We start from the raw sequence: 23,984 nt of genomic DNA on the forward strand, positions 1-23,984 counted from the left end.
ATGGCAAACTTAACTAACATTCAACAACCAGGCAAAAATAATGGAACAGGTACACCACTTGATTCCTTGTTAAAAGTATTTAGTGGTGAGGTATTAACGGCATTCAACCGTCAAACATTGGTAATGCCTAACCACATTGTAAAAACAATTGAGAGCGGTAAATCCGCACAATTCCCAGTAAGTGGCCGTGCAGAAGCACGTTATTTACAAGCAGGGGCAAACCTTGATGATACACGTACAGAAATGAAACACAACGAGAAGTTAATCCACATTGATGGCTTGCTTGTGTCTGACGTGTTAATCACTGATATTTATAATGTGATGAGCCACGTAGATTGGAGACAAGAATATTCCAAACAATTAGGGGAAACATTGGCACAGCATGCAGACTTAGCCGTATTAGCTGAAATGGCAAAACTTGCTAAAGAGCAAGAAACATTACCAGGCTTAGGCGGTGGTACTGTTATTACAAAAACATTAGGTGCTGGAGCAACAGGTATCACGCAAGCATTAGGTGATGCAGTTATTCAGGGCTTAATGGAAGTACGTGCAAAATTCACTAAGAACTATGTACCAATGGATGAACGATATGTATATATCACACCAGAAGCCTATAATTCTTTATTAGCAAGCAAAACAGCTATTGATCGTGATTATGGGGCAGTAGCTACAATCGTTGATGGTAACCTTGATAAATTGTTAGGCTTTAAAGTTATCGAAGTACCAAATATCTCTACAGGTACATCCGCAAATGGCGTTATGCAAGGCGTGGGACATGTATTCCCTAGTGACTTAACAAACGTGGCATTTATTGCAGGACATCGTTCTTGTGTAGGTACATTAAAATTAAAAGATTTACAAATTGAACATGGTCGCCGTATGGAATACCAAGCAGACCACATTGTGGCAAAATATGCTATGGGACATGGTGGATTACGACCAGAAGCAGTAGCAGTATGCAATATTAAATAGGGCATACCTAAGACAACAAATTAAGGGAGTAGTAGAAATACTATTCCCTATTTTTGTGTCTGTCCTAAAATAAATAAAGCAAACTGTCCTAGAGAAAGGATGAAAAGTATGATTATAACCCCAAATACAACACTAGATGCTATCAATGAAATGTTAGCAAGTATTGGCGAAGCTCCAGTAGATACTTTAGAAGAAGTAGAAAACGTGGATGTAATGAATTGTAAACGTATTTTAGATAGCGTTTTACAAGAGATACAAGAAGAACAATGGAGCTTTAATTACCATCCACAATATACATTAACACCAGACACACAAACAGGATATATTTATTGGAGCCCTACATTCCTACGTTTAAAAGGAACAGACGGTAAAGTATATCAAGAAAGAAGTGGTGTCTTATTCTCACTCACAGATAACACATCTATATTTACATCACCAATCACGGTAAGTGTAGTTATTCTAGTACCATTTGAAGATTGTCCTACAGCGTTCAAACGATACGTTACAGCAAGGGCAAGCAGATTATTTAGTAGCCGTTATTTAGGGGATGGCCAAGTAACACAAGAACTATACGAAGAAGAGCAAAGAGCACGAGCAAGATTCTATAGTTATGAAATTGATATGACACATCCAAGCATGGCGAACAATTCAGAAATTCAACAACTTATGAATAGAGGTTAGTATGCGAGTATCACAGACGATCAAGAACATAGTGGCAGGTATAAGCCAACAGCCCCCAATACTTAGACATGCAGAACAATTAGAAGAACAAATTAATGGTTATAGTACAGAAGCTGATGGACTACAAAAAAGACCACCAACGGTATTAATGAAGAAATTGAAATCATTTCAATTAGTACAAGACAAACAGCCTAAAATTCATTTAATTAATCGTGATGAAAAAGAACAGTACTTTGTGTCTTTCAACGGTGAAAGGGTACAAGTGTTCGATTTAAAAGGTAATGAATATACCGTTAAGAATGCAACACATCCATACATACAAACAAATAAGCCGTTAGAAAACATACATACGATTACACAAGCTGATTATACGTTTATATGTAACACTGAAAAAGTTACAAGGATGAAAGAGGATATGGAAAGCAATGCCTATGCAGATGGGGTATTAATTTTTATCAAAGAAGGACAATATGGGAGGTTATATTCTATAAAATTAAATAATGAAGAGATCGCCTTACATTCAACACCTACAGGGAAAGACCCAGACGACACAAAGTGGTTAGATACTATTTACATAACAAACGCATTAAGTACTAGTTTAAATAGTCACGGGAGAAAACATATTAAAGGGGCTCATTGGATTTACCTACAAGACATAAAAGAAGGGAAAGTTACCGCTAGTGATGGGTTTAACAATCAAGCACTGAAAGTTATTCGAGGGGAAGTAACAAAAGTTACTGATTTACCATCCACCGCTCCTGATGGATATATTGTAAAAATTCGTGGTGATGCAAATAAAGACGATGACTATTATTTAAAATATGATGAAAAAGCCAATATATGGAAAGAAACAGTTAAGGATGGTGTAAAGACCACAATTGATGCAAGTACTATGCCACATGCACTAGTAAGAAACAGTGATAATACGTTCGAAATAAAAGAACTGGAATGGGATAAACGATTAAGTGGAGATGAAGACAGCAACCCTACCCCTTCATTCATAGACAACAAAATTACAGATATCTTTTTCTTCCGTAACCGTTTAGGGTTCATTAGTGGTGAAAATGTGTGTCTTAGTTGCAGTGGCGATTACTATAACTTTTTTGTAGATAGTGCTACAGGGATCATTGATACAGACCCGATAGACCTAGGTGTATCAAGTACTAGGGTGTCTACATTGCATAGTGCAGTACCATTCAATCAAGACCTTGTATTGTTTAGTGACTCCGCACAATTTATCTTGCATGCAGAGGGTGTCTTAACCCCTAAGAATGCTTATCTAGCCCAGGTTACAGCCTTTAGTAATGATACATCGGTAAGGCCTGAAGTAAGCGGACGTAATATTTATTTTACATCGAAACGTGCTGAATATACTTCTGTAAAAGAATATTATGCAGTAGCGAGTGATAGCTCCATTAAGGATGCAAGCGATGTAACAAGTCATGTACCTAATTACATAGCTAATACAGTATATGATTTAATCAGTAATACCAATGAAAACCTATTGCTTGCCTTGTCTACGGCAGATAAGACAAAAATTTATGTATATAAATATCTATATGCACAAGAGCACAAATTACAAGCGAGCTGGTCGCATTGGCAATTTAAAGGCGAAATCCTAGGGCTAGGCTTTATCAATTCATCCTTATACATACTAATGAAATATGATAACCTTGTGTGTCTTGAAAGACTGGATATCACATTTAATACAGAAGATTTTGACAAAGAACCTTATCGTTTAATGATGGACAGAAAAGAAAACATCACATTACAGGGTACTTATGATGAAAGCTTAAGTACCTTTACATGGAATGCAAAAGAACATTTTGAAACACAAAGAGACGTAGATTTTAAATACTTTATTGTCTTATACGATGGAAGAGTATTTGAAGGGACAGACAACAAAGTTACAATACCTTTTGTAGAAAATCTAAATGGCCAAAAAGCTTATGTAGGAATTGCTTATAATTACAAAATTAAACTATCTACTATCTACATTAAACATAGAGAGCAAGAAGGCACACAACCAATGGATAACTATAGGTTAATCCTACAGTATTTAAAGTTACAATATTCATCAACAGGTAACATGTTTGTCTTAGTGCAAAGCACAGGGAAACCACTTAGAAAATATCATTTTACAGGACGTAAAGTAGGTAATGAAGTAAATAGAATTAATGTACACCCAATCATTACAGGTGAATGGCAAATACCTATACATGGTACAAATACAGACACAAGTATAACAATAGAAAATGATTCACCGTTACCTAGTACTTTAATTGGTTATACATGGATGGGGAACATGACAAATCGATTCAGAACAATTTAAAAGAAAGGAGGGGGAGTATATGAACCCAATGTTTATACAAATGGGATTAAATATGTTAGGAGCAGTCTTCCAAAATAAAGCAAGAGAAAGACAAGCGATTGCAGAAGGTAAGGCAATGCGAGCTCAAGCATATAGTGCAATTAAAAGTATGAACTATGCATTTCAAAACTATGAACATGAAAGAAGAGATGCGTTTGATAGTGCAGTAGCAAGCCTTAGTAAAATTACAATGCAAGGTAGAGGATTACAAGGTGGTGTAGATAGTGCAGTAGCTGAAGAGTATGGAGATGGCGGAAATACAGGGAGATTACTACAAAGAAGTACACATGCTGATACACTACGAGCACTAACAGGAATAAAAGATAACTATGTACGTCAATCAGACGAAATAGACCTAAACAAAGAAGCAAAGTTGATAGAGACAAAAGATTTTACATCTAATTTACATCCACCAAAAGCTCCCTCTATCCTAAGCAATATGCTTAATGTGGGATTAGCTGGATTGCAAGGTTATATGCAATTTAAAGGGGCACAAGCAAATCAAATGATTAATGGATTTAGAGAAAGTTATAATAATTATACTGACAATCATTATGTAGGCTATGTAAGGCCGTATGATAAGTATTTAGGAGACAACAGCTTTATTTATAAACGAGGTGTGTCTGATAATACATATGATGGTATCTTTTCTCCATATCCTCAATTAAACTATGCAAATAATATGAACAATGCATTACATTTTAATAGTGCTTATGGATCAAGATTGAAGATTGTAAGGAGATAAAAATGCCAACAAATACAAGCAATGCAATTGCAATTGAAAAACAATATACACCACAGGAACCACAGGTATATCAAGAACGATTGCAAGGTATACCAGTGAACTATAATATCTTTGCACAAAAGAACTATAACAGTGAAGCCTTAGCTACTGGAATGAAAGCATTAGGTGTAGCTTATGGAGATTATAAAAACTCTAAAGATGAACAAGATTTAAAAATAGCACAAGCATTAGCACCAGAAGCATATAAAAATAACCAAAACCGTCATACATTGAAAGCTGTAGAGATGCTTGCTAATGTAGGCGGTTATGATTTATCAGACAACCCATATGCAGTAGGTATTATAGATAAATTGCGTGGTGCAGAATTAAATAATAAAATCAATGCTGACTATCATGCCTACCGTGAAAGACGAAAAGTAGCAGGTACAGCTGAAGAAGAGCTACAAAGCTATGAGGATTTTTATCAGAAAGCATTAGAAGAATACAAACAGAACAATCAAAGTGTGTCTAATGAATATGCGTTTGAAAGTGGACTGCACAACCAACGATTAGAGAATACACAAACAGTGTTTAATGCATATCATGAAGACAAAAATAAAGAACTGTATCGAGACAGATTACAAGGCTTTCAAAGTGAAATAGACAAACTAGCTAGGGATTGGCAGTACAGCAAATTAAAAAAAGAAGAACGTGCTGAAAAACTTATGGATATTATGACACGAATTAATATCTCACAGGGTCATGATGTAGATACAGAAGTAAAGCTATTACAGAATTTTATGGAAAGAATGGCAAGTACTGGTAATAAAGATGTACTGGATGAACTTGGGGAATATCAAGCCTTTAATGGAAAAGCTGTAAAAGATATTGTGTCTCCTACCGCATACTATGATCTAGCATATAAGTATGGGGCACAAATTAGAAATGAACAGTTTACCAATATGATGGATGACTTAAATAAAATAACAACCATACAAGCCGTAGATAAAAAGTTTGCAGAGTTACGAGAAAAAGACCCAGAAAAGGCAAAACAAATAGCACCGTATATTGATGGTCGAAAGAATGCGATATTAGCAGAGCAAAGAGCACGTATGGCACAAGCTAAAAAAGCGGTAAATACAGGAGCAATTGCTGACCTAGTAAGACGAGTTGCACAAGGTAAAGTAGACAGACCAACAAGTGGAAGTGAATTAAGTGCGTTTGGGGAAGGTGCAAAAGGTGTATATATCCAAACAGGATTAGAGCTAGCAAGCGAATACTTAGCAAGTGGAGACACAACAAGTTATACAAACTTAATGATGGATAACATTATTGGTAAACCACTACGAGAGAATTTATCTAGACAAATTAAAACATCCTTAGCAAATGGTAAAATGGATGAAGCACTACGTATGGGATTACATTTCTTAGACGACAATTTAAAACATCAAGCTCCAAATTTGTTAGGAGATGCCTACGCAGATATTGTGTCTTTGAACAATTTAATTGCAAATACCAATGAACAACAAGCATTAGAAACAATGGCGAGAGCTTATGTAAACAAACAAAATAGTACGATATATGACGGTGTAAAGAGCACAGTACGAGGAATGGCATTAGATGCAAATATTTATAATACAGGTGATGATGACACAAATTATTACAATTTTAGTGATCATACAACAACACAGGCATATGCAGAATATGTAAACCTAGCAGAAACATTTATGTTAGCTGGAGATAGTGCAGAAACAGCATTAGAGAAAGGTAGACGTATTATGGCGGATAACTATGTATTAAGTGCTGGTTGTCTATACCCTAAATGGGCGTACAATAAAATGCAGTACTATGCACAATCACAAGGTATAGATGCATTGAATCATGCAATAGGGGGTGCAATTTCAGAAATAAGAAATACATTTAATGCGTGGAGTACAACTGAAGTAACGTTTGAACAAAATGGCAGTGAATACCAATTCAGAGTAAGAGATATAAATAATCCATCAAACGAGAAAGTTTACACACAAGGCCAAGTAGAATATCTATTAAAAGGCTACTCATAAGACACAAAAGAAAGGAGGTAGTCTATCATGGCAGGAGTTAGCAGTTTAAAGTATATTGCAGACTATGTACAAGAAAAGTACGGGATTAATGCAAGACTTTTGTTTGGACAAATGCTTGTAGAAACAGGGGATGGAAATAGTCCCCTTGCAAGAGTGGCACATAACTACGGTGGTATTACACAGGTAGACCCAACACCGTACCCACAGCCACCCCAAGATGGGAATTTGTATTATAAAGTATTTGCTAGTGACGAGGAATACGCAGATTATAAGGGTAGATACCTTATAGAAAATTACCCAGGTATTGCACAAGCACAGACACCAGAAGAATTTGCAAATATATTAGGTAATCCTGGTGGAACATACCATTATTTCTTTCCAGCTAAAGATAGTGGTAAAACATTAGAACAAGCAATTATAGAATATGGAGCAGGGATACGAGCACGTTCACAAGAATATGATGGTACTGATGCATTCGCAGATAAAACCTATGTACCAGGTGCTGGACGATATTCAGACAAAAATTATTTATCACAGATGACAGCAGAAGATAATTTCCAAAGACCATGGGGAAATTCATTAACTAATCCTGATAGTATGTATTATCTAAAATCTATAGGACAGATAGAGCCTAAAGAAAAGCACGAAGAAGGCTTCTTTGAGAGGGCTCAAAAGTGGATTAGTAATAATACAGTAACATTCAAAGATGCCTTTAGACAGGAACTAGACGATAGTTGGTTAGGGCGTTTAGTACAAACAGGGATACATAATGAAAATAGCTTATTTTATAATGATATTACAAGTAAGCTATCACAAAACAATCCACAAACACAAATTACAAATGATGACATTGCACAAGCCAAAACACTATTAGGGGTGCAAGATGGCGTAGATGATGAACGATATAGAGCCTTAATGTATGCACAAGCAAATGCAAGCAATAAGGCTCATTTTGATTTAATAGTAAATAGCAAAAAAGATTTTTTTGACAGACAACAAAGAATAGAAGAAGGTGGATGGAATACAGGACGTGTCTTAGGTACATTAGTAGGTACGGCAGTTGATCCGATTAACTTTATACCAGTGGCAGGTGAAGAAGCACTTACAGCTAAACTAGGGGCTAAATTTGGTAGTAAAATTTTGTCTAAAATTGGTGAAAAGGCTATCACAAAGTATGCAGAAATAGGTGTAGCCAATGGTCTATTAAATATGGTAGACGTAGGAGCACGTGAACAGCTAGGTGGAGCTAAAGCAGATTATGGTAGTGCATTCTTAGTAGGTAGTGTGTCTTCTTTTGGTCTAGGATTATTGTTACATCCATTTACTAAAGGAATAGGAGGTAAAGCTACTAAATTAGAAGAAGCGAAGCTATTAAAAGATAGTATAGATGCAGTAGCTACTATGGATGATAAAGCGGTAAAGACAAAACCTATACTAAACATTGACCTACAAAAATTTGCTAAAAAGTATGGGTTTGAAGCTACAGCAGAAGGTCTAGGTAGTTTTTTAAAAGGAAACAGAAAAAGTAAAGGCTATAACATTATTAAAAAAGAATTATCCGAAGCAATGGATACAAAACTATCTAATAGTGATTTAGATGCAATAGCAACACATCTAGCTACAGGAGAGCCAGTAGAAACAATTAGTATACCGTTATCAGATGGTAGAAGCTTAACAGGCGGAAAAGTAAGAAGTAAAGAAGAACTTGTGTCTTTAGCACAGCATGATAGCCCAGTATTGGATAATACACCGTATGTAGATATTGAACCTAAACCTAAAGATAGAATTACATTTAGACCTGAAGAAGCACAAAAAGAAGCACAATTAGTAGAAGAGCTACCAAAAGAAGATGTACCATATGCAGAAGAGATAGCAGATATTCAAAATGGTGCACCTAAATATGAAGAACGTACTGAACCACCTACAGGGCAAACTTTTAGGGATGAAATGAAAGAAGCATTAGAAGAGCGTGTGCGTGATCCAGAATCAGTGCGAAAAGAAACACAGCTAGGCTTTTTAGGTAAGACAAAACTAGGTAGAAAAATAGGACAATGGTTAGATCGTGGTAAATTCATTGGGGATATTAGTGGTCTTTTTATGAACTCCACATCCTCAACGTTACGTACATTAGGTAAGTTTTTACATCGAGATACAAGACAACGTTACAATGCGAATCATTTAGATGCAGAGACAGTAAAAACAATTATTAAAAATGAATATATGCCTATCATAGATGAAGTATTAGATACCTATAAAGAATATATTCAAGAAAAAGGATGGTACAAATTACCAACGAATGAACAAGCGAGATTGTGGTCTATGGATGTAGTCGATGCCTATCATGCAGTGTATAGGGATAAGACAAAAACACTAGATGAATTGAGCGAACCACTTAGAAAAGCAGTAGAAGGTGTCAAGAAATTCCGTAGAAAAGACAAACAAATTATGGCTAATAGTGGTTTAATTAATGACTTTAGTGGCAGTGGAATAGATGAATTAACACGTATTCCTGATGCAGGTAAAGTTGAATATATTAACAGCCTATTTGCTAGTGATGAAGAATACAAAAAATTCATGACAGAGTATTTCAGAGAGGCAATACGAATAGATGATAACTTTATCAGACACTATATGTATGATAATGATATCATTGAAGATTTGTTAGTAAAATATGGTAATGAAATGAAAAAAGTAGATGGTGAATGGGTAGACTTAGCCACAGGTGAAATTTTGTCTGATGATGCAATTCGTGAACGATTGATAGATAAGTTTACATCTATACCATCAGATTTTATAGATTATCTAGCAAAAGATATGGCAAGTTGGCACACCTCTTTAGACAATGAAAAGATATTTACGTTACATCCATCAAAAGACGGTAAACAAAACTACTGGAAAGCACGTGTACCACTTGACTACACAGTAAAAAAAGAATTACCAAATGGAGCTTTATTTGATTATGATTCTATTCGAGTGAAAGACATTCCAATGACAATGCAATATAAAGCCAATCGAACAAGTGGAGCAGTAGGATTATATCAAGCTACAGGTATTACAGATATTGCCAAAGATGTAAAAGAACTCCACGAAAGAGTAGTAGAAGAGCTAGACACAAGTGTTCGAAAAGGTTATATCACAAAGACACAAGCAGAACGAGAGCTTGATGCTTTAGAACATAGCCTTGAAGGCATTACTGGAGCGTATCTATTTGAAGGCAGACAAAGAGGTACAGACGGTGTAGGTGCTGAACTATCACAATTACTCCGTAAACTATCCTATGGTGCTAATATGATGAATGCTATGGGTAACCAATTATCAGAAGGGTTTGGTGCAATTGCTATTAATGGTAGTAAAGCACTACTCCATTACATTCCATTTCTTAAAAGAAAAGTAGAGGATTTATCAGATATCCATTTAACTAGTGAACAAAAGCAACGCTTTATAGATGAAGTACTAGGTTATGAAAATGCCCACGATCGTTTTTACTCCCCTGGTACACAGCCTTCCTATGCTAGACATGAATTAGAAAATCAAAGTACGACTTTAAAATTGTTGGGAATGGCCAATAATGTGGCAGACACAATAGCTATGGTAACTAGTAAGCTAAACATGATGAATCCATTAACGACTAACTCTATTCAGATGATACAGGCCGATTTATTCACAGATTTAATCCGCTTTTCACAAGGTAAGTTTAAAAGCACATTACGTGCAAATATATTTAGTGATGAACACTTTGCAAGAGCAGGCATTACAGATGTAGAAGCTTTTTTGTCTATCGTACGTAAGTACACAAAAGATGGCCGATTAGATATGAAAAAATGGGCTAAAGAAGACTTTCATAGCTACGTACAGATGAAATCATATCTACAAAATGAAAGTCAAAACATTATTATACAGCCTAATATTGGCAATAGTGACCTTGCAAGTAAACATCCATTCTTTGCTTTAATGATGCAGTTTAGGAACTTTAGTAGAATTGCAGTAAATCAACATATGTTAAGGATGTTATCTAAACCTGAAAGAGAGCATTTAATTATGACACTTTCAACAGCTATTCCAGCAGGTATATATTGGGCTATGCGTGAACGTTTAAAAGCCGAAGAAAAGTTTAAAGACAAACCAAAAGAAAAACAAAAGTGGATAGAAGAGCATTTAACACCAGAGAATATCATAACAGCGGGATTATTGCGTAGTAGTACAGGCAGTGGTTTAGGATATGCACAAGATGCACATTCTATTTTAACTGGATCAGATAGTTACAAAACAACCGTTAGTAGCTATGCAGATGATGATAATCCATTAGAGCGATTAGTTAAGAATGCACCACCAATTGCAACGGCTTATAGTGGTATTCGAGGAGTAGGACATGGCATAGATAGTATATGGACACATAATAAAAAAGAATCCGATAAAGCAGGTAGAGAACTAGAAAAGCTATATCCTATACGAAAGTTTATGCCTATTCGTGTAGCGACCGCATTATGGAGTGATACCGCTGATAGAGACAAAAAGCAACTAACTAACTTTCAACAACAACTACAAGAAAAGAACGAGCGAAGAGCACGCAGACAGGAAAAGAAAGGACTAGGTAAAAATGATAAGACAGTACAAAAGCAAGGTATCCTTGACTACTTCAAATAATCAGAAGAACTATTCATTTAGTTTTGATTATTTAAACAGTACATTTATCCATGTAACATTAAATGGTAAAGAGCTAGAACAACCAAAAGATTTTACAGTCAATCAAAATGAAGTAATTTTAAAGGCACCTCCACAAAATGGGGTGTCTTTAATTATTTACAGGGTAACACCGTCAAACCGTATTGTATCGTGGACAGATAATAGTATTTTAAAAGCTGATAATTTGAACCTATCCTACATCCAATTAATGCATCTTGCAGAAGAGCAAATGGACAATGTACGGGATGAAACGATTACACGTGCACTTGACGAAGCATGGGATGTAAAAGGAAGCCGTATCAAACACGTAGGGAACCCTACAGAAGATGCTGATGCAGTACCTTATGGGTACGTTAGACACCAAAAAGAAGAGGTAGAACAGCTTACCGCAGAGGTACGGCAACATAAAGCAAGCATTGAGCAGACACAAAGAGATGTTTTGTCTAGACAGTCCGCAGTGGATGCTACGGCACAACGTACTAATGAATTAGCACAACGTGTTACAGAACAAATGAACACAAATAACATGGAGTTTACAACTAAGGTTACAAAAGCAAAAGCTGACATTACGGGGTTAAGCCAAGAAACAAATACAGCAATTGCTGACAAGTTAAGCAAGGCAACAACAGCTATCACTCAATTAGGGGAACGGACAACCACTGATGTAACAAGCCGTATCAATAGTGCTAAAAGTGACCTAACACAACAACTGACCAATGCAACAAATACTATTAATAGTAAAGTAGCTACAGTGAATCGTGAAATTGATACAAGGATTAATAACACTACTAGTGCTATTAATGATCGTATCACCAGTGCTAAACAAGAACTAACAGCACAAGCCAATACACTAAAACAAGAACTTACATCAAATGCTAATAGTGCTACATCCACTTTAAATACAACCATTCGTACAGCCAATGAAGTAAAGGCACAAATAGAGAGTGCATCAGAAAAGCTAAAAAGTGGTGTACTTGATGAAAAGACAAAAAGTGATATTGCAAATTCTTTGTTGTCTAAACAAGAAGCCTTGATTACTAATCGAATTGCAGAAAATAACCTTGCACAAGCAAGTGTACATGAAGCAGTGATTACAAGAAAGATTAATGAAAACAACACGTCACAAGCACGAGCGAATGAAAGTTTAATTACATCTAAAATCAGTGCTAATAATAGTACATTGAAGAGTGAGATTAGTTCTGACATTACATCTAAAATTAATGCAAATAACACGACATTAAAAAGTGATATTAACAGTTCGATTGATAGTAAAATCAGTGCACATAATACAGCACCTACAGCACATAACCTCAACAAATACATGAGTATGAAACCTATTCCTACAGGTATCAATAATTGGAATGAGTTCACCGAACCTGGTATGTATGAAGCGACAGCCAGTATGTGGGGATGGAGTAACGCACCGAGTGCTACACGTGTTTATTATTATGGTGTAGTGCAGGTGATTAAAAGTGATACCAATAAGATTACGCAAGTATTCTATTCCTATGGTGCTAGTAATAAACCTTGTAATATTTGCTATCGAACATTCTATAATGCGTGGGGTTCGTGGCATTATCATGGAGATTATGACGCCACCGTTACGGATATTGCAAAACATACCGAAGGCTTGACTATTACAAAAGGTGATACAGCTACATTATTAAAATTGTTTACTAACAATAAGGCAGACACAAATACAAGCCTTGTACCTACATTGGCAGTAGTAAAAGAACTGTTAGGTAATGCAAATGTAGATATTACAGAGCTATTAAAAAGCAAAGGTGTAAGATATGATTTTAGTAATGAATCAGCATGGTATTTGTGTTTAGGGCAAGCATTTGGTGGTCTAATTATCCAAGGAGGAATTTATCAAAACAGAACAGATACGGATACTGTAACGTCATTTCCTATTACGTTTCCCAATCGTTGTTTAATCGCTTTAAGGGTTGGCTATATGTATGACGAGGAATATAGTACAAGTGAACTAGTGATTAAAGAATGGTATATAGCGAGTGTAACTAACTCATCTTTCCGAACTGACCGTCTTTCTTATAAACAAGGTTATAAGTATATTGCCTTAGGGATATAGTACGAAATGTATATAGCATTATTTTTATATGAAAGGAGCACTCATGAATAACGAATATATTTTTGTCCTAAATGAAAAAGGTCTTCGAGTGACTACCTATTTAGTAGGTTTACATGGAGATACAGAAGAATCAGTATTAAGCTTTGCTAAAATGCAATATCCGAACCATACATACTTATCAGGTACACAAGAAATGCAAAACGAGTTCGTATCAAATAATAAATGCTACATCAATGGTAATTTTATTGACTATGTGCCCGAACCTGTGGCACCTACTAAAGCGGAACGTATTACAGAGATTAAAGCTTACTATGACAAACGTTTTGAAACATTAGAACAAACATTAGCAAGACGTACATTAAGCGGTGCTAGTGTAGCAGATTTACAGGAGCAGTATAAGAAACTCACACAGGAAATGATTGCAAAGATTAAGGAGGTAAAGTAAATGGATAACTACGAAGTACATTCTGATATTCCAGTAATGCATTTTTGTGAATGGTGTTATATGACACTCAATGAAGACGGTACATGCCCTACAGAAGGATGTATTCATAATGATTTAATGGATTTAAAAGAGGAAGAATAATGAGTTATCTACACATAGCAATACCAGATAAAGCGTTATTAAATGCTATAAACATGATGTTATTAATAGCGATACTAGTCATTCTTGATGTAATTACAAAATGGTTTATCGTAGTCGATAACTATAACAGAGACACAAACAGAGAATGCAGTTTTTATAATACATTTCGAGGTATCTTTTTTAGAGCATGGCAAAAGGGATACCTTGAAAGCCGTGAATTTAGAGAAGGGCTAGGGCAAAAGACAAGAGCCTATGCCTTAGCAATTCTTATGGCAATTGTTGTCTATCTATTTCCAGACTTTGCCTACAATGGTTTAAAAGCAGATGAGACAATATCATTTCTTATCTATCTTACTGTAGTAGTAGCAGAATGTTTTTCAATCGCAGAAAACCTAAAGGAAATGGGTGTAAAAGAAGCATCATTTTTAAAAGATGGTATTTTAGCCGTTTTGTCTAGGTTTGGAGTAAATAAACGAGTAGAGCAAGAAGTTGTGAAAAGAACTACCGAAGACACAATAGAAAGAACAGTAAATACCACATCTTATGAAGGAGGAGAAGGACATCATGAGAGAGATTGACTTTTACGATTTATCCGACTATACAACAGAAGCACGTGGAAATATCAATATGATTTATTTACATTGGAGTGCAGGGCGTTATGGACAATTCTTTGGTGACTATCACTTAAATATTGACCATGACGGACGTATTTACTCTAATATGGATTCTTTCAATGAAAGAAAAGCACATACATGGAGACGTAATACAGGTGCTATTGGAATTGCCTTAGCATGTGCTTATAAAGCAAGTATTTTTAATGATGGAACCATTGATTATGGAGAGTATCCACCTACAAATGAACAGTACGATATGATGGGTAGAGTAGTAGCTAAACTATGTATCGAGATTGGTATTTCTTTAGATAATGTACTCACACATGCTGAAGTAGCTGATATGGACGGCTATGGTATTGATGATGACGACCCTGATATGCGATGGGATTTATATGGTGATGGTGACTACATTAGATCAATAGCAAGGGGGTATATGGATGCTTGGGGTTATTAGTACAAGAGTTAAAATCATACTATACATCATTATAGGTACATTAGTTTTTGTCTTAGCACTAGCAACATTTATTCACTTTGCATTAGGTGGACATTCACACGAAGACACACCAGAACAAGAGCACACACAACCTTCAGTTAAAGTAGAGATGAAGGAACAGAATAAAAGAACCATTCATTATGTACCAAAAGCAAAGGGTGAAGATACGGATATACAAATTGAAGATAAGCAAAAACCTATTGTTGTAACAGTGAATGGTAAACGGCACGAGGTGCAGACAACAAAAGCTAAAGAAAACCATAAATTTGATAACGGTAAACTTGTGGTCTCCGAGGAACGGCAAGTAAATTTAGATATTAAAGTACCAGAACAACCACGCTTTAAAAAGGGCGTTTATGTTGAAACAGATACAAATAAAGATAAAGCGGTAAAAATGGGTGCAAGATTATCCTATCAAACAAAAGAGCTTGATATTGATTTAAAAGCAGATATCTTATCATTGCAGAAAAATACAGACAAAAGAATCACATTGACGGCTACAAAATGGTTATAACAGATATAAGGGGTTAGGATACGTTCTAACCTCTTTTTGCCTATGTTCGCTTAAAACGAGCTTTTCATAACTCCGTGGTGTTATTCACCTAAACCATACTAGAGGTGGCTTAACGGCGATAATAGATAGTTTAAATTTGATGTTAGAGAGGTGATATATACAGATATGGATGTAAAGAACCGCCGAATGCAAATAGACACAATAGCAGAACTTGAAACAACGGCACTACTTGAGGGCTTACATGATGAAGAACTTAGGAGAGACCCAAAGTTTTTAGCTACTGTACGAAAGTATTTGAAAGACAATGAGTTATATACAACAAAGAACCTTACGGAAATTGTCGTACAAGAGGTAAAAGAAATACCAATTTTTGACGATGAACCACTAGACTAAAAATAACCCGAAATAAGCCGTTAAATATACCTATGATAGATTACACCTAAAACATACTAGAGGGGGCTTAACGGCGACAATAGATAGCTTAAATTTAATATTATGTAAAAAAGGTATATCACATATGGCAACTAATTGGACACAGACACAAATTGATAGGGCACGGGAAGATTTTAGAGTATTCCTATACATGGTATGGGATAGTATTAGTCTACCCGAACCTACCGAGATACAATATGATATTGCAAGAGCATTGATGAATCCACCAAGTGATCGTTACATTATACAAGGCTTCCGTGGTGTAGCTAAATCATTTATTACATGTGCTTTTAGTGCTTGGACTTTGTGGAGAGAACCGCAGAAAAAGGTCTTGATTGTATCCGCAAGTAAAGATAGAGCAGATGCCAACGCAATATTTGTAAAGAAAATTATACAGACACTACCTTTTTTGTCTGATTTGTTACCACAAAAGGGACAACGAGACACACAGAACATATTTGATGTAGGCTTAGCTACACCAGATATTTCACCCTCTATAAAGTCCGTAGGTATCACTGGACAAATTACAGGTAGTCGTGCTGACTTACTCATATCAGATGACGTGGAAGTATCGAATAACAGTGCTACACAGACACAAAGGGATAAACTGTTTGAAGCTGTTAGGGAATATGATGCAATATTAAAACCGAATGGACAGATAGTTTACCTAGGCACACCACAAAATGAAATGAGCCTTTATAACGAATTACAAAACAGGGGATACCGCACTAATATATGGACTGTATTATACCCAGAAACACCCGAGGAAAGGGAACACTATGGGGACAGATTAGCACCTATTATTGCTAATAGATATGATACAGAGCCACAACGATGGAGTGGTAGACCAACAGACCCAAAACGGTTTAATGAAGAGGAAATAACCAAACGTAGGTTATCATATGGTAAAGCAGGCTTTGCCTTACAGTTTATGCTTAATACCAACTTGAGCGACTATGAACGGTATCCATTAAAAGTATCCGACTTGATCGTATCCTCTTTAGACAAAAAGTCCTCTTCTTTAAAATGGAACTGGACAAATGAACGCATGTATAGAATTGATGACGTACCAAACCTTGCACTAAAGGGGGACTATTTCTACGAACCACTAAGTAGGAGTGAGCAAGTAGCAGAATATACAGGCAGTGTGTTAGCTATTGATGCCAGCGGTAGAGGACAAGACGAAACAGCTTATGCTGTTATTAAATATCTAAATGGATATCTTTTTGCCTTAGACGTAGGAGCCTTTAAAGGCAATGGTTATGCAGATAATGTGCTTTCACAACTAGCTAATAAGGCTAAATCCTTTGATGTAAATGTAGTACTTATCGAATCTAACTTTGGTAATGGCATGTTTACTCAACTATTTACTCCGTACCTTACAAAGACACACCCTTGTGCTATTGAAGAGGTGCGAAACTTTAAACAAAAAGAACTACGTATCATTGATACACTTGAGCCTATCATGGCACAACATAAACTAATCATTCATAAACCTATCATACAGAACGATTATCAAGCGAACGAAAAGACACTAAATTATAGCCTTTTTTATCAGATGACTAGGATTTCTAGGGATAAAGGTAGTCTTGCACATGATGACCGTTTAGACGTTCTAACTATGGGTGTAGAGTACTTTAGTGATATTATGAATAGGGATGCACAAACAGGTATTGATGAGGAAATGGAAAATCGATTACTTGATTGGTTAGATCCAGATAGAGGTGTTTTATTTAATATTAAGACACACAAGTATGATGATCCTAGCAGTATTAATAACAATTATAACTTTTTAAAGAATCATAGAATTAACTAATTATTCGACTATGTACACATGGTAATTAACTTGATTAATTTAATTGGGAAAATATATGAACAATACAACTATTTTATTTTGAAAAATAAAATTGAGTCACTATATGAACAATATAATCTGTATTGCTAATCGGACTGAAGATTGGATGTCATATTCAGACTATTTTATTGTTCATCACTCACTCTTTTCTTCTCTTTTGACTACTTTTCTCTTCTTTTAAAAAACTTATTATTATAAGAGTTCTTATATAATATCTATATAATACTATATATGATATATTAAGAATCTATATAGAAGTCTTAAAAGAGGGTCTTATCTTCACTGATAAAAGTATGGTTAAAGAGATTATTAAAGGTGTGATAAAAGTGAGTATAGAAAATTTGTAAAAAATTTATGAGGGGATATATACACAGGTAGAGATTTAAATACCCCCCGTATGGTGTCTCTTACCTCTCTATATTATCCTCTCTCACTCTATCCTATTCCTATATACATTACCATTACCTACCCTCTCTTACCTTTGTTTTTGAGGGGGGTTATGTGTCATAGTCGATAGACTCTATTTTATAGTATTCATAGCAGTAGCAAAAGGTAATACCTATAGAGATGTAGTAGACATTCATAACATTATCAAAGATAACTTGTACAAGTACCAAAGAATCCAACTGCTACTAAAACACGTAGTGGTAAAGACTTATATTAAGAATATGTGAGAAGTCCTGAAGAATACCTGATAAAAGTACATAAGAGTATCATAAGCCTTTTACATGACCAAAGAGGAAAGTAAACCATAAAATATGATAGTGCCATGATGAACTTTTCAAAGACTAAAAAAAGAGGAGTAAACTTGTTGTGTCTATTTTATTAGCCTTTGAAAAGTCTATATAAACAAGAGCTGTAGAGAAATGTAAGCAAATTAAATAGAATAAAAAGAAATGATCATATCAATTTAAAACAAAGATAAAAATAGATGAAAGCAACAACCAAAGAGAATACAAAGAAATAAACCAAAGGCAAAAAGAATTATTGACAAGACAAAAATAAAACAAAAGCTTATTTCCTTCAAATTGTTTAAATGCTACAATAAAGACAAAAAGGAGGGGATTACATGAAAGCAAGAAAAGCAAGCCTATTTCTTTTGTGTCTTTTTGTGGCAACGATTGCCATGCCTAATACATCACAAGCAAGGATGTTAGAAGATTGGGAAATAGGTATAAGCAAATTTACACCACAAGAGCAAAAGGAGCGTTTTAGAGCGGAATACCTACACTATAAGAAAGAAGCCGACTCTTTATATATGGGGGAATGGTACAACGTTCGTACGGGTACACCTTTAAGCATTACACCAGAATATTGGGGCATACAGCAATACACCTATAGAGCAACAAGGCTAGATAGGGATAATTCTAATAAGCGTACTATACTGATGGAATTAGAGGGGCGTAAGCTAACGTTGTATTTTGATCTAAGCAAGCCGAACGAATTTACAACGTATAACCCCGCCTATAAAATTACAGCACATTATAAACGTAAGCAATAAAACAAAGTACCACCAGGAGCATAAGGGGTGAACCGTATTATATAATTCCTGGCGGTGCTTTTTTGTGTCTTTCAATGCTTCTGCATTGTTTATATAGTTTTTATTGTTTGTTTAATTGTTGTAATAGACAAAAATTATAATTAAAACCATATAAATGTATTGCATATTTGCATTACATATGGTATAATATAGTCAAGAGGTGAGGGGAACGACAAACAAACCCGAACCAAAAATTTTTTATCCTTTATGTAATGCAAATAAACATTACAATATAAGTTAGAGGTAACCAAAATGCAAATCACATTAACAACAGAACAAAAACAAGAATTACAAAAAGACTTCAACGCTCAATTTGAATATGCTAAAAAGTACTTAGAAAAATATAAAAATGGGTCAACTTAATCAAATAAAACACTTGCAAAGAATTTTAAAATAACTTATATTTAAACCAAACGGAGGTAACGACCATGAGCACATTAGTAAAATTTGAAGAAGTACAAGCACAAGAAAACGTAAAAAACTACAAAGAGTTCCAAACACGATTAGGAGCTAGTGACATTGCAAGCTTAACAGTTCGCTTTCCAATGCATGCAATGGCGGTGCACTTTGGAGAAGATGCAAATTATACCGCATATGTAATTACAGATGCACAAGAAGTACCAGCACATTACAGACAAGTAGCAGAGGGTAAAAGCTGGTGTAAAGTATACGATGATGAGGAACTGATGGCGGAGTTCTGGGCAAATAAAATTGAAATCTATCGTGCTGGAGAAATGGGGTGCCTTATCCGCTTAATTAAATAACTAAAAAGCCTACTAGCTAAAATATAAGTTAGTAGGCTTTATTTTGTTTCCTGGTATAAATGACACCAGGAGCTTAAAGATAATATAATTTAGATATAAAAAATAGCCCTAGCACAGTAAAATTATAAAAACTGTTACTAGGGTTATTTTGTCTTTATTCTTTTTTGTCTTTTGAATTCTCTTGATGGTATAGAATAGTGTCAATCATAAAATTTTTTAAAGCACTAGCAAGAGGACCACTATTAGGAAGATTAACAAAATCCTCCTTTAATTGCTTAGGTAGCCTAAAAGTGATCGAATAATCGGATGGTAAAGAATTATAAAAATTTCTTTTTACATTTTTTTCAAAGTCCATATAAAACACCTCCTTATTAAGTATATTATATCAAAAAAATAAAAGTAATGCAAAAAAGCATTGCAATTTACTTTTCAAAGTGCTATAATTAAATCAAAAGTAATGCAAAACAACATTACAATATATTTTTTAATTATAATGTAATGCAAAATAGCATTGCAAAGTAAAGGGGGTATTAAGAAATGCAAGATCTCTACATTACAGCTTTTCAAAACACAGGAGCAAAAGGGCGTAAGGAAATATTAGAAGGAATAAGAGAGATATTCCAGAAGGGAGACAAAAAAGAAGTTGCATATATAAAAAAAGTATATGACGAAATAAAAGAAATTTTATTTCAAGAAGGTAAAAGACCTATGTAGGAATTTTTACAATGTGTGTAGAATTATATAAAGGGGAAATCATCATGAATAAAACTTGTTTATATTTAGGCTTTTTGTGTCTAGGAATTATCCTAGGCAGTGGAAAAGAAAACGAAGTAATGAACCTAATTACATTACTTGCTTTTGCTGGAGCAATTACACCACTTGTGCAAGAACTGATGCAGACCGAAGAAGAACAAGAAAAATACAATTATAGAAGATAGTTAACCACAAAAAAATGAATAGAAGCAGTACCACTTTTAAAGGGGCGGTAAGTAAGACCGAGTAAGGCCGTTTACTTATCAGCCCCTTTTTTGTCTTTTTAAAATGGAGGTATGACATGAATACTTTGAAAGAACAATTAGCGTTGGAAGAGTATTACAAGAATTATGCACGTGAGGCGTTTCGAATCAGGATTAAGAAAGACATGCAAGGCAATAGGGGTGATAAGACACCAATTGCAAAAGGTATTATGAGTTACTACAAAGACACCATGATTAAAAATGTGGAAGACTTTGTAAAAACGGAGATAGAACCAAAAAGAGGGGTACGGCGTTCATATCATGAATTTGTGCAAAGGTGCGTTACTGATCAGGGGCTTGAAAATACTGTTATGGTGTTTTGTGCTTTTTGTTTTGAATCATGCTTGCAAGCCTTGCTAGCAGATAATACGTTTAGTGTGTCTAGCGTTGCAATAATGATGGGTAAGCGGATTTATTACGAATTGGCATTAGAACAATACGCAAAAGTTATACCTAAAACAAGAACAAAAGAAATAGAACGGCAGTTAGATAGAAGGGTTCAAACAAGATACAAAGAAGCGTTTTTGAAAACGGCATTTAAAAACGAGGGCTTTCAGTGGGAAGACTACAACACAAGAGTATTAGCAGACCTGGCAACGCAACTCATTTATATATTTGTGTCTTCAACAGGACTTGCAGAGTTTACATCAAAAGCAAGGCGGAGTGAGTGTATTATTCCTTCTGATTTATTTACTAAAATATGGAGTACTAATATGGATAGAATGGCTCATAGATGCACGATAGAAGTACCAACAATCATACCACCAAAACCATGGACAAGCATATATGACGGTGCCTATTATGGAGCGTTGCGTTCTAATGTATGGTTTATACGGTTAGCAGAATATACCTTGAATACGGAATATGTGCGAACCTATTTAGAAAAGGTAGAGAAAAAAGATAATTTACAATACATCATGCAAGCAGTAAATAAAATTCAAGAGACACCCTATAAAATAAACAAAAGAATCCTTTCAGTTATCAAAATCATTCTCGAAATGGGGGGGGGAGAGCCGGGATTGAAAGTACCGAATCAATACCACAGCTACAACCCCTAGCAGAAGGAGCAGATAAAGAAGCACTAAGAGTACATAAAAGAAAAATGTACGAGGTGCACATGCAAGAGATTGCGAGACGATCAAGAGCATTAAGAGTATATAAAATTTATAACATTGCTAAAGATTTTAGCGAATACGACCATATTTATTTCCCATGTAACATTGATTTCAGAGGGCGTATATACCCCATGAGTTATCTTAACCATCAAGGCGATGACATCATGAAATCGGTGTTACATTATGCAGAACCTAAAGAATGCACACGAGACCTAGAAGACCTGGAGCTATTAAAAATTCAAGGATGCAATCTTTATGGCAACGATAAAATAAGCCTAAAAGAGCGTTGCGAATGGATAGACAAAAACGAAAAGGAAATACTAGCAAGTAGTGCAGAACCTTTTTTGTCTTCCTTCTGGGAAGGGGCAGACGAACCCCTACAATTTCTAGCGTTCTGTGATGCATACCGTGATGCATTACTATATAGAAAAAATCACGGCACACTAGTAGGGTTTAAATGCCCTATACCAATTGCCTATGATGGCACTTGTTCAGGATTGCAACATTACTCCGCAATGCTAAGAGATGAGATAGGCGGAAATGCTGTAAACTTAGTTGATCATGAGAGACCAGCAGACATTTACCAAAATGTAGCAGATAAAGTAAAAATGTTAGTAGAGATTGATTCCATGTGTGGTACAGAAAATTACACTAAATACTATGAAGAAAACGGCCGTACAGTAGAAAAAAGAGGTACAAAAAGCCTAGCTGATGCATGGTTAGCATATGGAATTAATAGAAAAGTATGCAAGCGTTCTGTAATGACCCTAGCATACGGAAGTAAACAATACGGATTCGGAGAACAAATTTACAACGATATAACAAAAGACAACCCACATTTTAAAGGTTATGAAGACCCCGCAAGCAAATATCTTGCTAGTAAAATATGGCAGTCAGTTCAAGATGTTGTTGTAAAAGGTGCACAAGCGATGGAGTACTTGCAAAAGATAGCAAGGAAAGTTGTTAATAGCGGTAAGCCAGTTCAATGGGAAACACCATTAGGTCTTGATGTACAGCAAGTCTATTTAGAACGTGATACAAAATCGTTTAAAACAAGACTGGGTACATCAATAAGATTACCAATCTATTACATGGATATAGACAAACAAGAGGAGCTACGCAAGACAGAACAAGTTAACGGAATAGCCCCTAACTTTATCCATAGCTTAGATAGTACCCATTTAATGATGGTAGTTAACGAAAGTAGCCTACAGAACTATACAACAATTCATGATAGTTTTGGTACGAGCTTAGGTGAAGCCCATGTATTAAAAGGCATCATACGGGAACAGTTTTACAAATTGTACACCGAATATGAACCACTATCAGAATTTAGGAAACAAGCTGAAGCACTAATAGGCGAATCGTTAGAAGATATAGAAGAACCACAAAAAGGAAAATTAGACATAGCAGAAGTGCTAAGCAGTACATATATATTTCATTAAGAAATGCAAAAAGACCTATTCCAA

The 23,984-nt window shown here is 35.2% G+C and carries 21 protein-coding genes; 20 read left to right on the forward strand and 1 reads right to left on the reverse strand.

What is annotated here, in order from left to right; translation table 11 throughout:
• The 16 genes from EO122_RS04110 (at position 1) to EO122_RS04180 (ending at position 20,384) form a co-directional block, all read left to right on the forward strand.
• On the forward strand, positions 1–972 hold the full coding sequence (locus tag EO122_RS04110) for a phage capsid protein (protein WP_127009498.1): 972 nt from the start codon (positions 1–3) through the stop codon (positions 970–972).
• Between the two features lie 108 nt (positions 973–1,080).
• Complete coding sequence (locus EO122_RS04115) at positions 1,081–1,653, forward strand: hypothetical protein (RefSeq protein WP_164725956.1); 573 nt, start codon at positions 1,081–1,083, stop codon at positions 1,651–1,653.
• Positions 1,654–1,684: 31 nt separating this feature from the next.
• Positions 1,685–3,985, forward strand: coding sequence for a hypothetical protein (locus tag EO122_RS04120; protein ID WP_127009500.1), 2,301 nt, complete (start codon positions 1,685–1,687; stop codon positions 3,983–3,985).
• A gap of 19 nt (positions 3,986–4,004) precedes the next feature.
• Positions 4,005–4,769, forward strand: a complete 765-nt coding sequence (locus tag EO122_RS04125; RefSeq protein WP_127009501.1) for a hypothetical protein — start codon at positions 4,005–4,007, stop codon at positions 4,767–4,769.
• 2 nt (positions 4,770–4,771) lie between these two features.
• Positions 4,772–6,811, forward strand: coding sequence for a hypothetical protein (locus EO122_RS04130; RefSeq protein ID WP_127009502.1), 2,040 nt, complete (start codon positions 4,772–4,774; stop codon positions 6,809–6,811).
• Positions 6,812–6,838: 27 nt separating this feature from the next.
• Positions 6,839–11,455 carry a glucosaminidase domain-containing protein gene (locus EO122_RS04135; RefSeq protein WP_127009503.1) on the forward strand — a complete coding sequence of 1,539 codons (4,617 nt, stop codon included), beginning with the start codon at positions 6,839–6,841 and terminating at the stop codon, positions 11,453–11,455.
• Positions 11,409–13,586, forward strand: coding sequence for a phage tail fiber protein (locus EO122_RS04140; protein ID WP_127009504.1), 2,178 nt, complete (start codon positions 11,409–11,411; stop codon positions 13,584–13,586). Before EO122_RS04135 ends, EO122_RS04140 begins: the two co-directional genes overlap by 47 nt.
• A 43-nt stretch (positions 13,587–13,629) precedes the next feature.
• Positions 13,630–14,031 (forward strand): hypothetical protein, encoded by a 402-nt coding sequence (locus EO122_RS04145; protein WP_164725957.1) that lies wholly within the window; start codon positions 13,630–13,632, stop codon positions 14,029–14,031.
• A complete protein-coding gene (locus tag EO122_RS08220) occupies positions 14,032–14,172 on the forward strand; it encodes a hypothetical protein (protein ID WP_164725958.1) in 141 nt (46 codons plus the stop codon).
• The gene (locus EO122_RS04150; protein WP_126937152.1) at positions 14,172–14,750 is read left to right on the forward strand and encodes a phage holin family protein; all 579 of its coding nucleotides are present in this window, start codon (positions 14,172–14,174) and stop codon (positions 14,748–14,750) included. The genes EO122_RS08220 and EO122_RS04150 overlap by 1 nt, the downstream gene beginning before the upstream one ends.
• The gene (locus EO122_RS04155) at positions 14,737–15,240 is read left to right on the forward strand and encodes an N-acetylmuramoyl-L-alanine amidase (RefSeq protein WP_164725959.1); all 504 of its coding nucleotides are present in this window, start codon (positions 14,737–14,739) and stop codon (positions 15,238–15,240) included. The genes EO122_RS04150 and EO122_RS04155 overlap by 14 nt, the downstream gene beginning before the upstream one ends.
• Entirely contained in the window at positions 15,224–15,793 is a 570-nt protein-coding gene (locus EO122_RS04160; RefSeq protein WP_127009507.1) for a hypothetical protein, read from the forward strand. Before EO122_RS04155 ends, EO122_RS04160 begins: the two co-directional genes overlap by 17 nt.
• A gap of 165 nt (positions 15,794–15,958) precedes the next feature.
• Complete coding sequence (locus tag EO122_RS04165; protein WP_127009508.1) at positions 15,959–16,186, forward strand: hypothetical protein; 228 nt, start codon at positions 15,959–15,961, stop codon at positions 16,184–16,186.
• Positions 16,187–16,310: 124 nt separating this feature from the next.
• Positions 16,311–18,041, forward strand: coding sequence for a phage terminase large subunit (gene terL, locus EO122_RS04170; RefSeq protein WP_127009509.1), 1,731 nt, complete (start codon positions 16,311–16,313; stop codon positions 18,039–18,041).
• A gap of 1,108 nt (positions 18,042–19,149) precedes the next feature.
• Positions 19,150–19,581 (forward strand): hypothetical protein, encoded by a 432-nt coding sequence (locus EO122_RS04175; RefSeq protein ID WP_127009510.1) that lies wholly within the window; start codon positions 19,150–19,152, stop codon positions 19,579–19,581.
• Between the two features lie 467 nt (positions 19,582–20,048).
• Entirely contained in the window at positions 20,049–20,384 is a 336-nt protein-coding gene (locus EO122_RS04180; protein WP_127009511.1) for a hypothetical protein, read from the forward strand.
• A gap of 154 nt (positions 20,385–20,538) precedes the next feature.
• Here the strand turns inward: EO122_RS04180 and EO122_RS04185 are convergent, their stop codons facing one another.
• Positions 20,539–20,739, reverse strand: a complete 201-nt coding sequence (locus tag EO122_RS04185) for a hypothetical protein (protein ID WP_127009512.1) — start codon at positions 20,737–20,739, stop codon at positions 20,539–20,541.
• A gap of 182 nt (positions 20,740–20,921) precedes the next feature.
• Here EO122_RS04185 and EO122_RS08225 point away from each other — a divergent pair, with 182 nt between their 5' ends.
• The 4 genes from EO122_RS08225 to EO122_RS04200 all read left to right on the forward strand — a co-directional run bounded on the left by EO122_RS08225 (position 20,922) and on the right by EO122_RS04200 (position 23,960).
• Positions 20,922–21,098: a hypothetical protein gene (locus EO122_RS08225; protein ID WP_164725960.1), complete on the forward strand. Its 177-nt coding sequence runs from the start codon at positions 20,922–20,924 to the stop codon at positions 21,096–21,098.
• A gap of 44 nt (positions 21,099–21,142) precedes the next feature.
• Positions 21,143–21,322 carry a hypothetical protein gene (locus tag EO122_RS04190; protein ID WP_127009513.1) on the forward strand — a complete coding sequence of 60 codons (180 nt, stop codon included), beginning with the start codon at positions 21,143–21,145 and terminating at the stop codon, positions 21,320–21,322.
• Positions 21,323–21,438: 116 nt separating this feature from the next.
• Positions 21,439–22,458 (forward strand): hypothetical protein, encoded by a 1,020-nt coding sequence (locus tag EO122_RS04195; protein ID WP_127009514.1) that lies wholly within the window; start codon positions 21,439–21,441, stop codon positions 22,456–22,458.
• A gap of 59 nt (positions 22,459–22,517) precedes the next feature.
• Entirely contained in the window at positions 22,518–23,960 is a 1,443-nt protein-coding gene (locus EO122_RS04200) for a DNA-directed RNA polymerase (RefSeq protein WP_164725961.1), read from the forward strand.
• The last annotated feature ends 24 nt before the right edge of the window (positions 23,961–23,984 follow it).

This window comes from Veillonella sp. CHU110 (assembly GCF_003992255.1).
GTDB lineage: Bacteria > Bacillota > Negativicutes > Veillonellales > Veillonellaceae > F0422.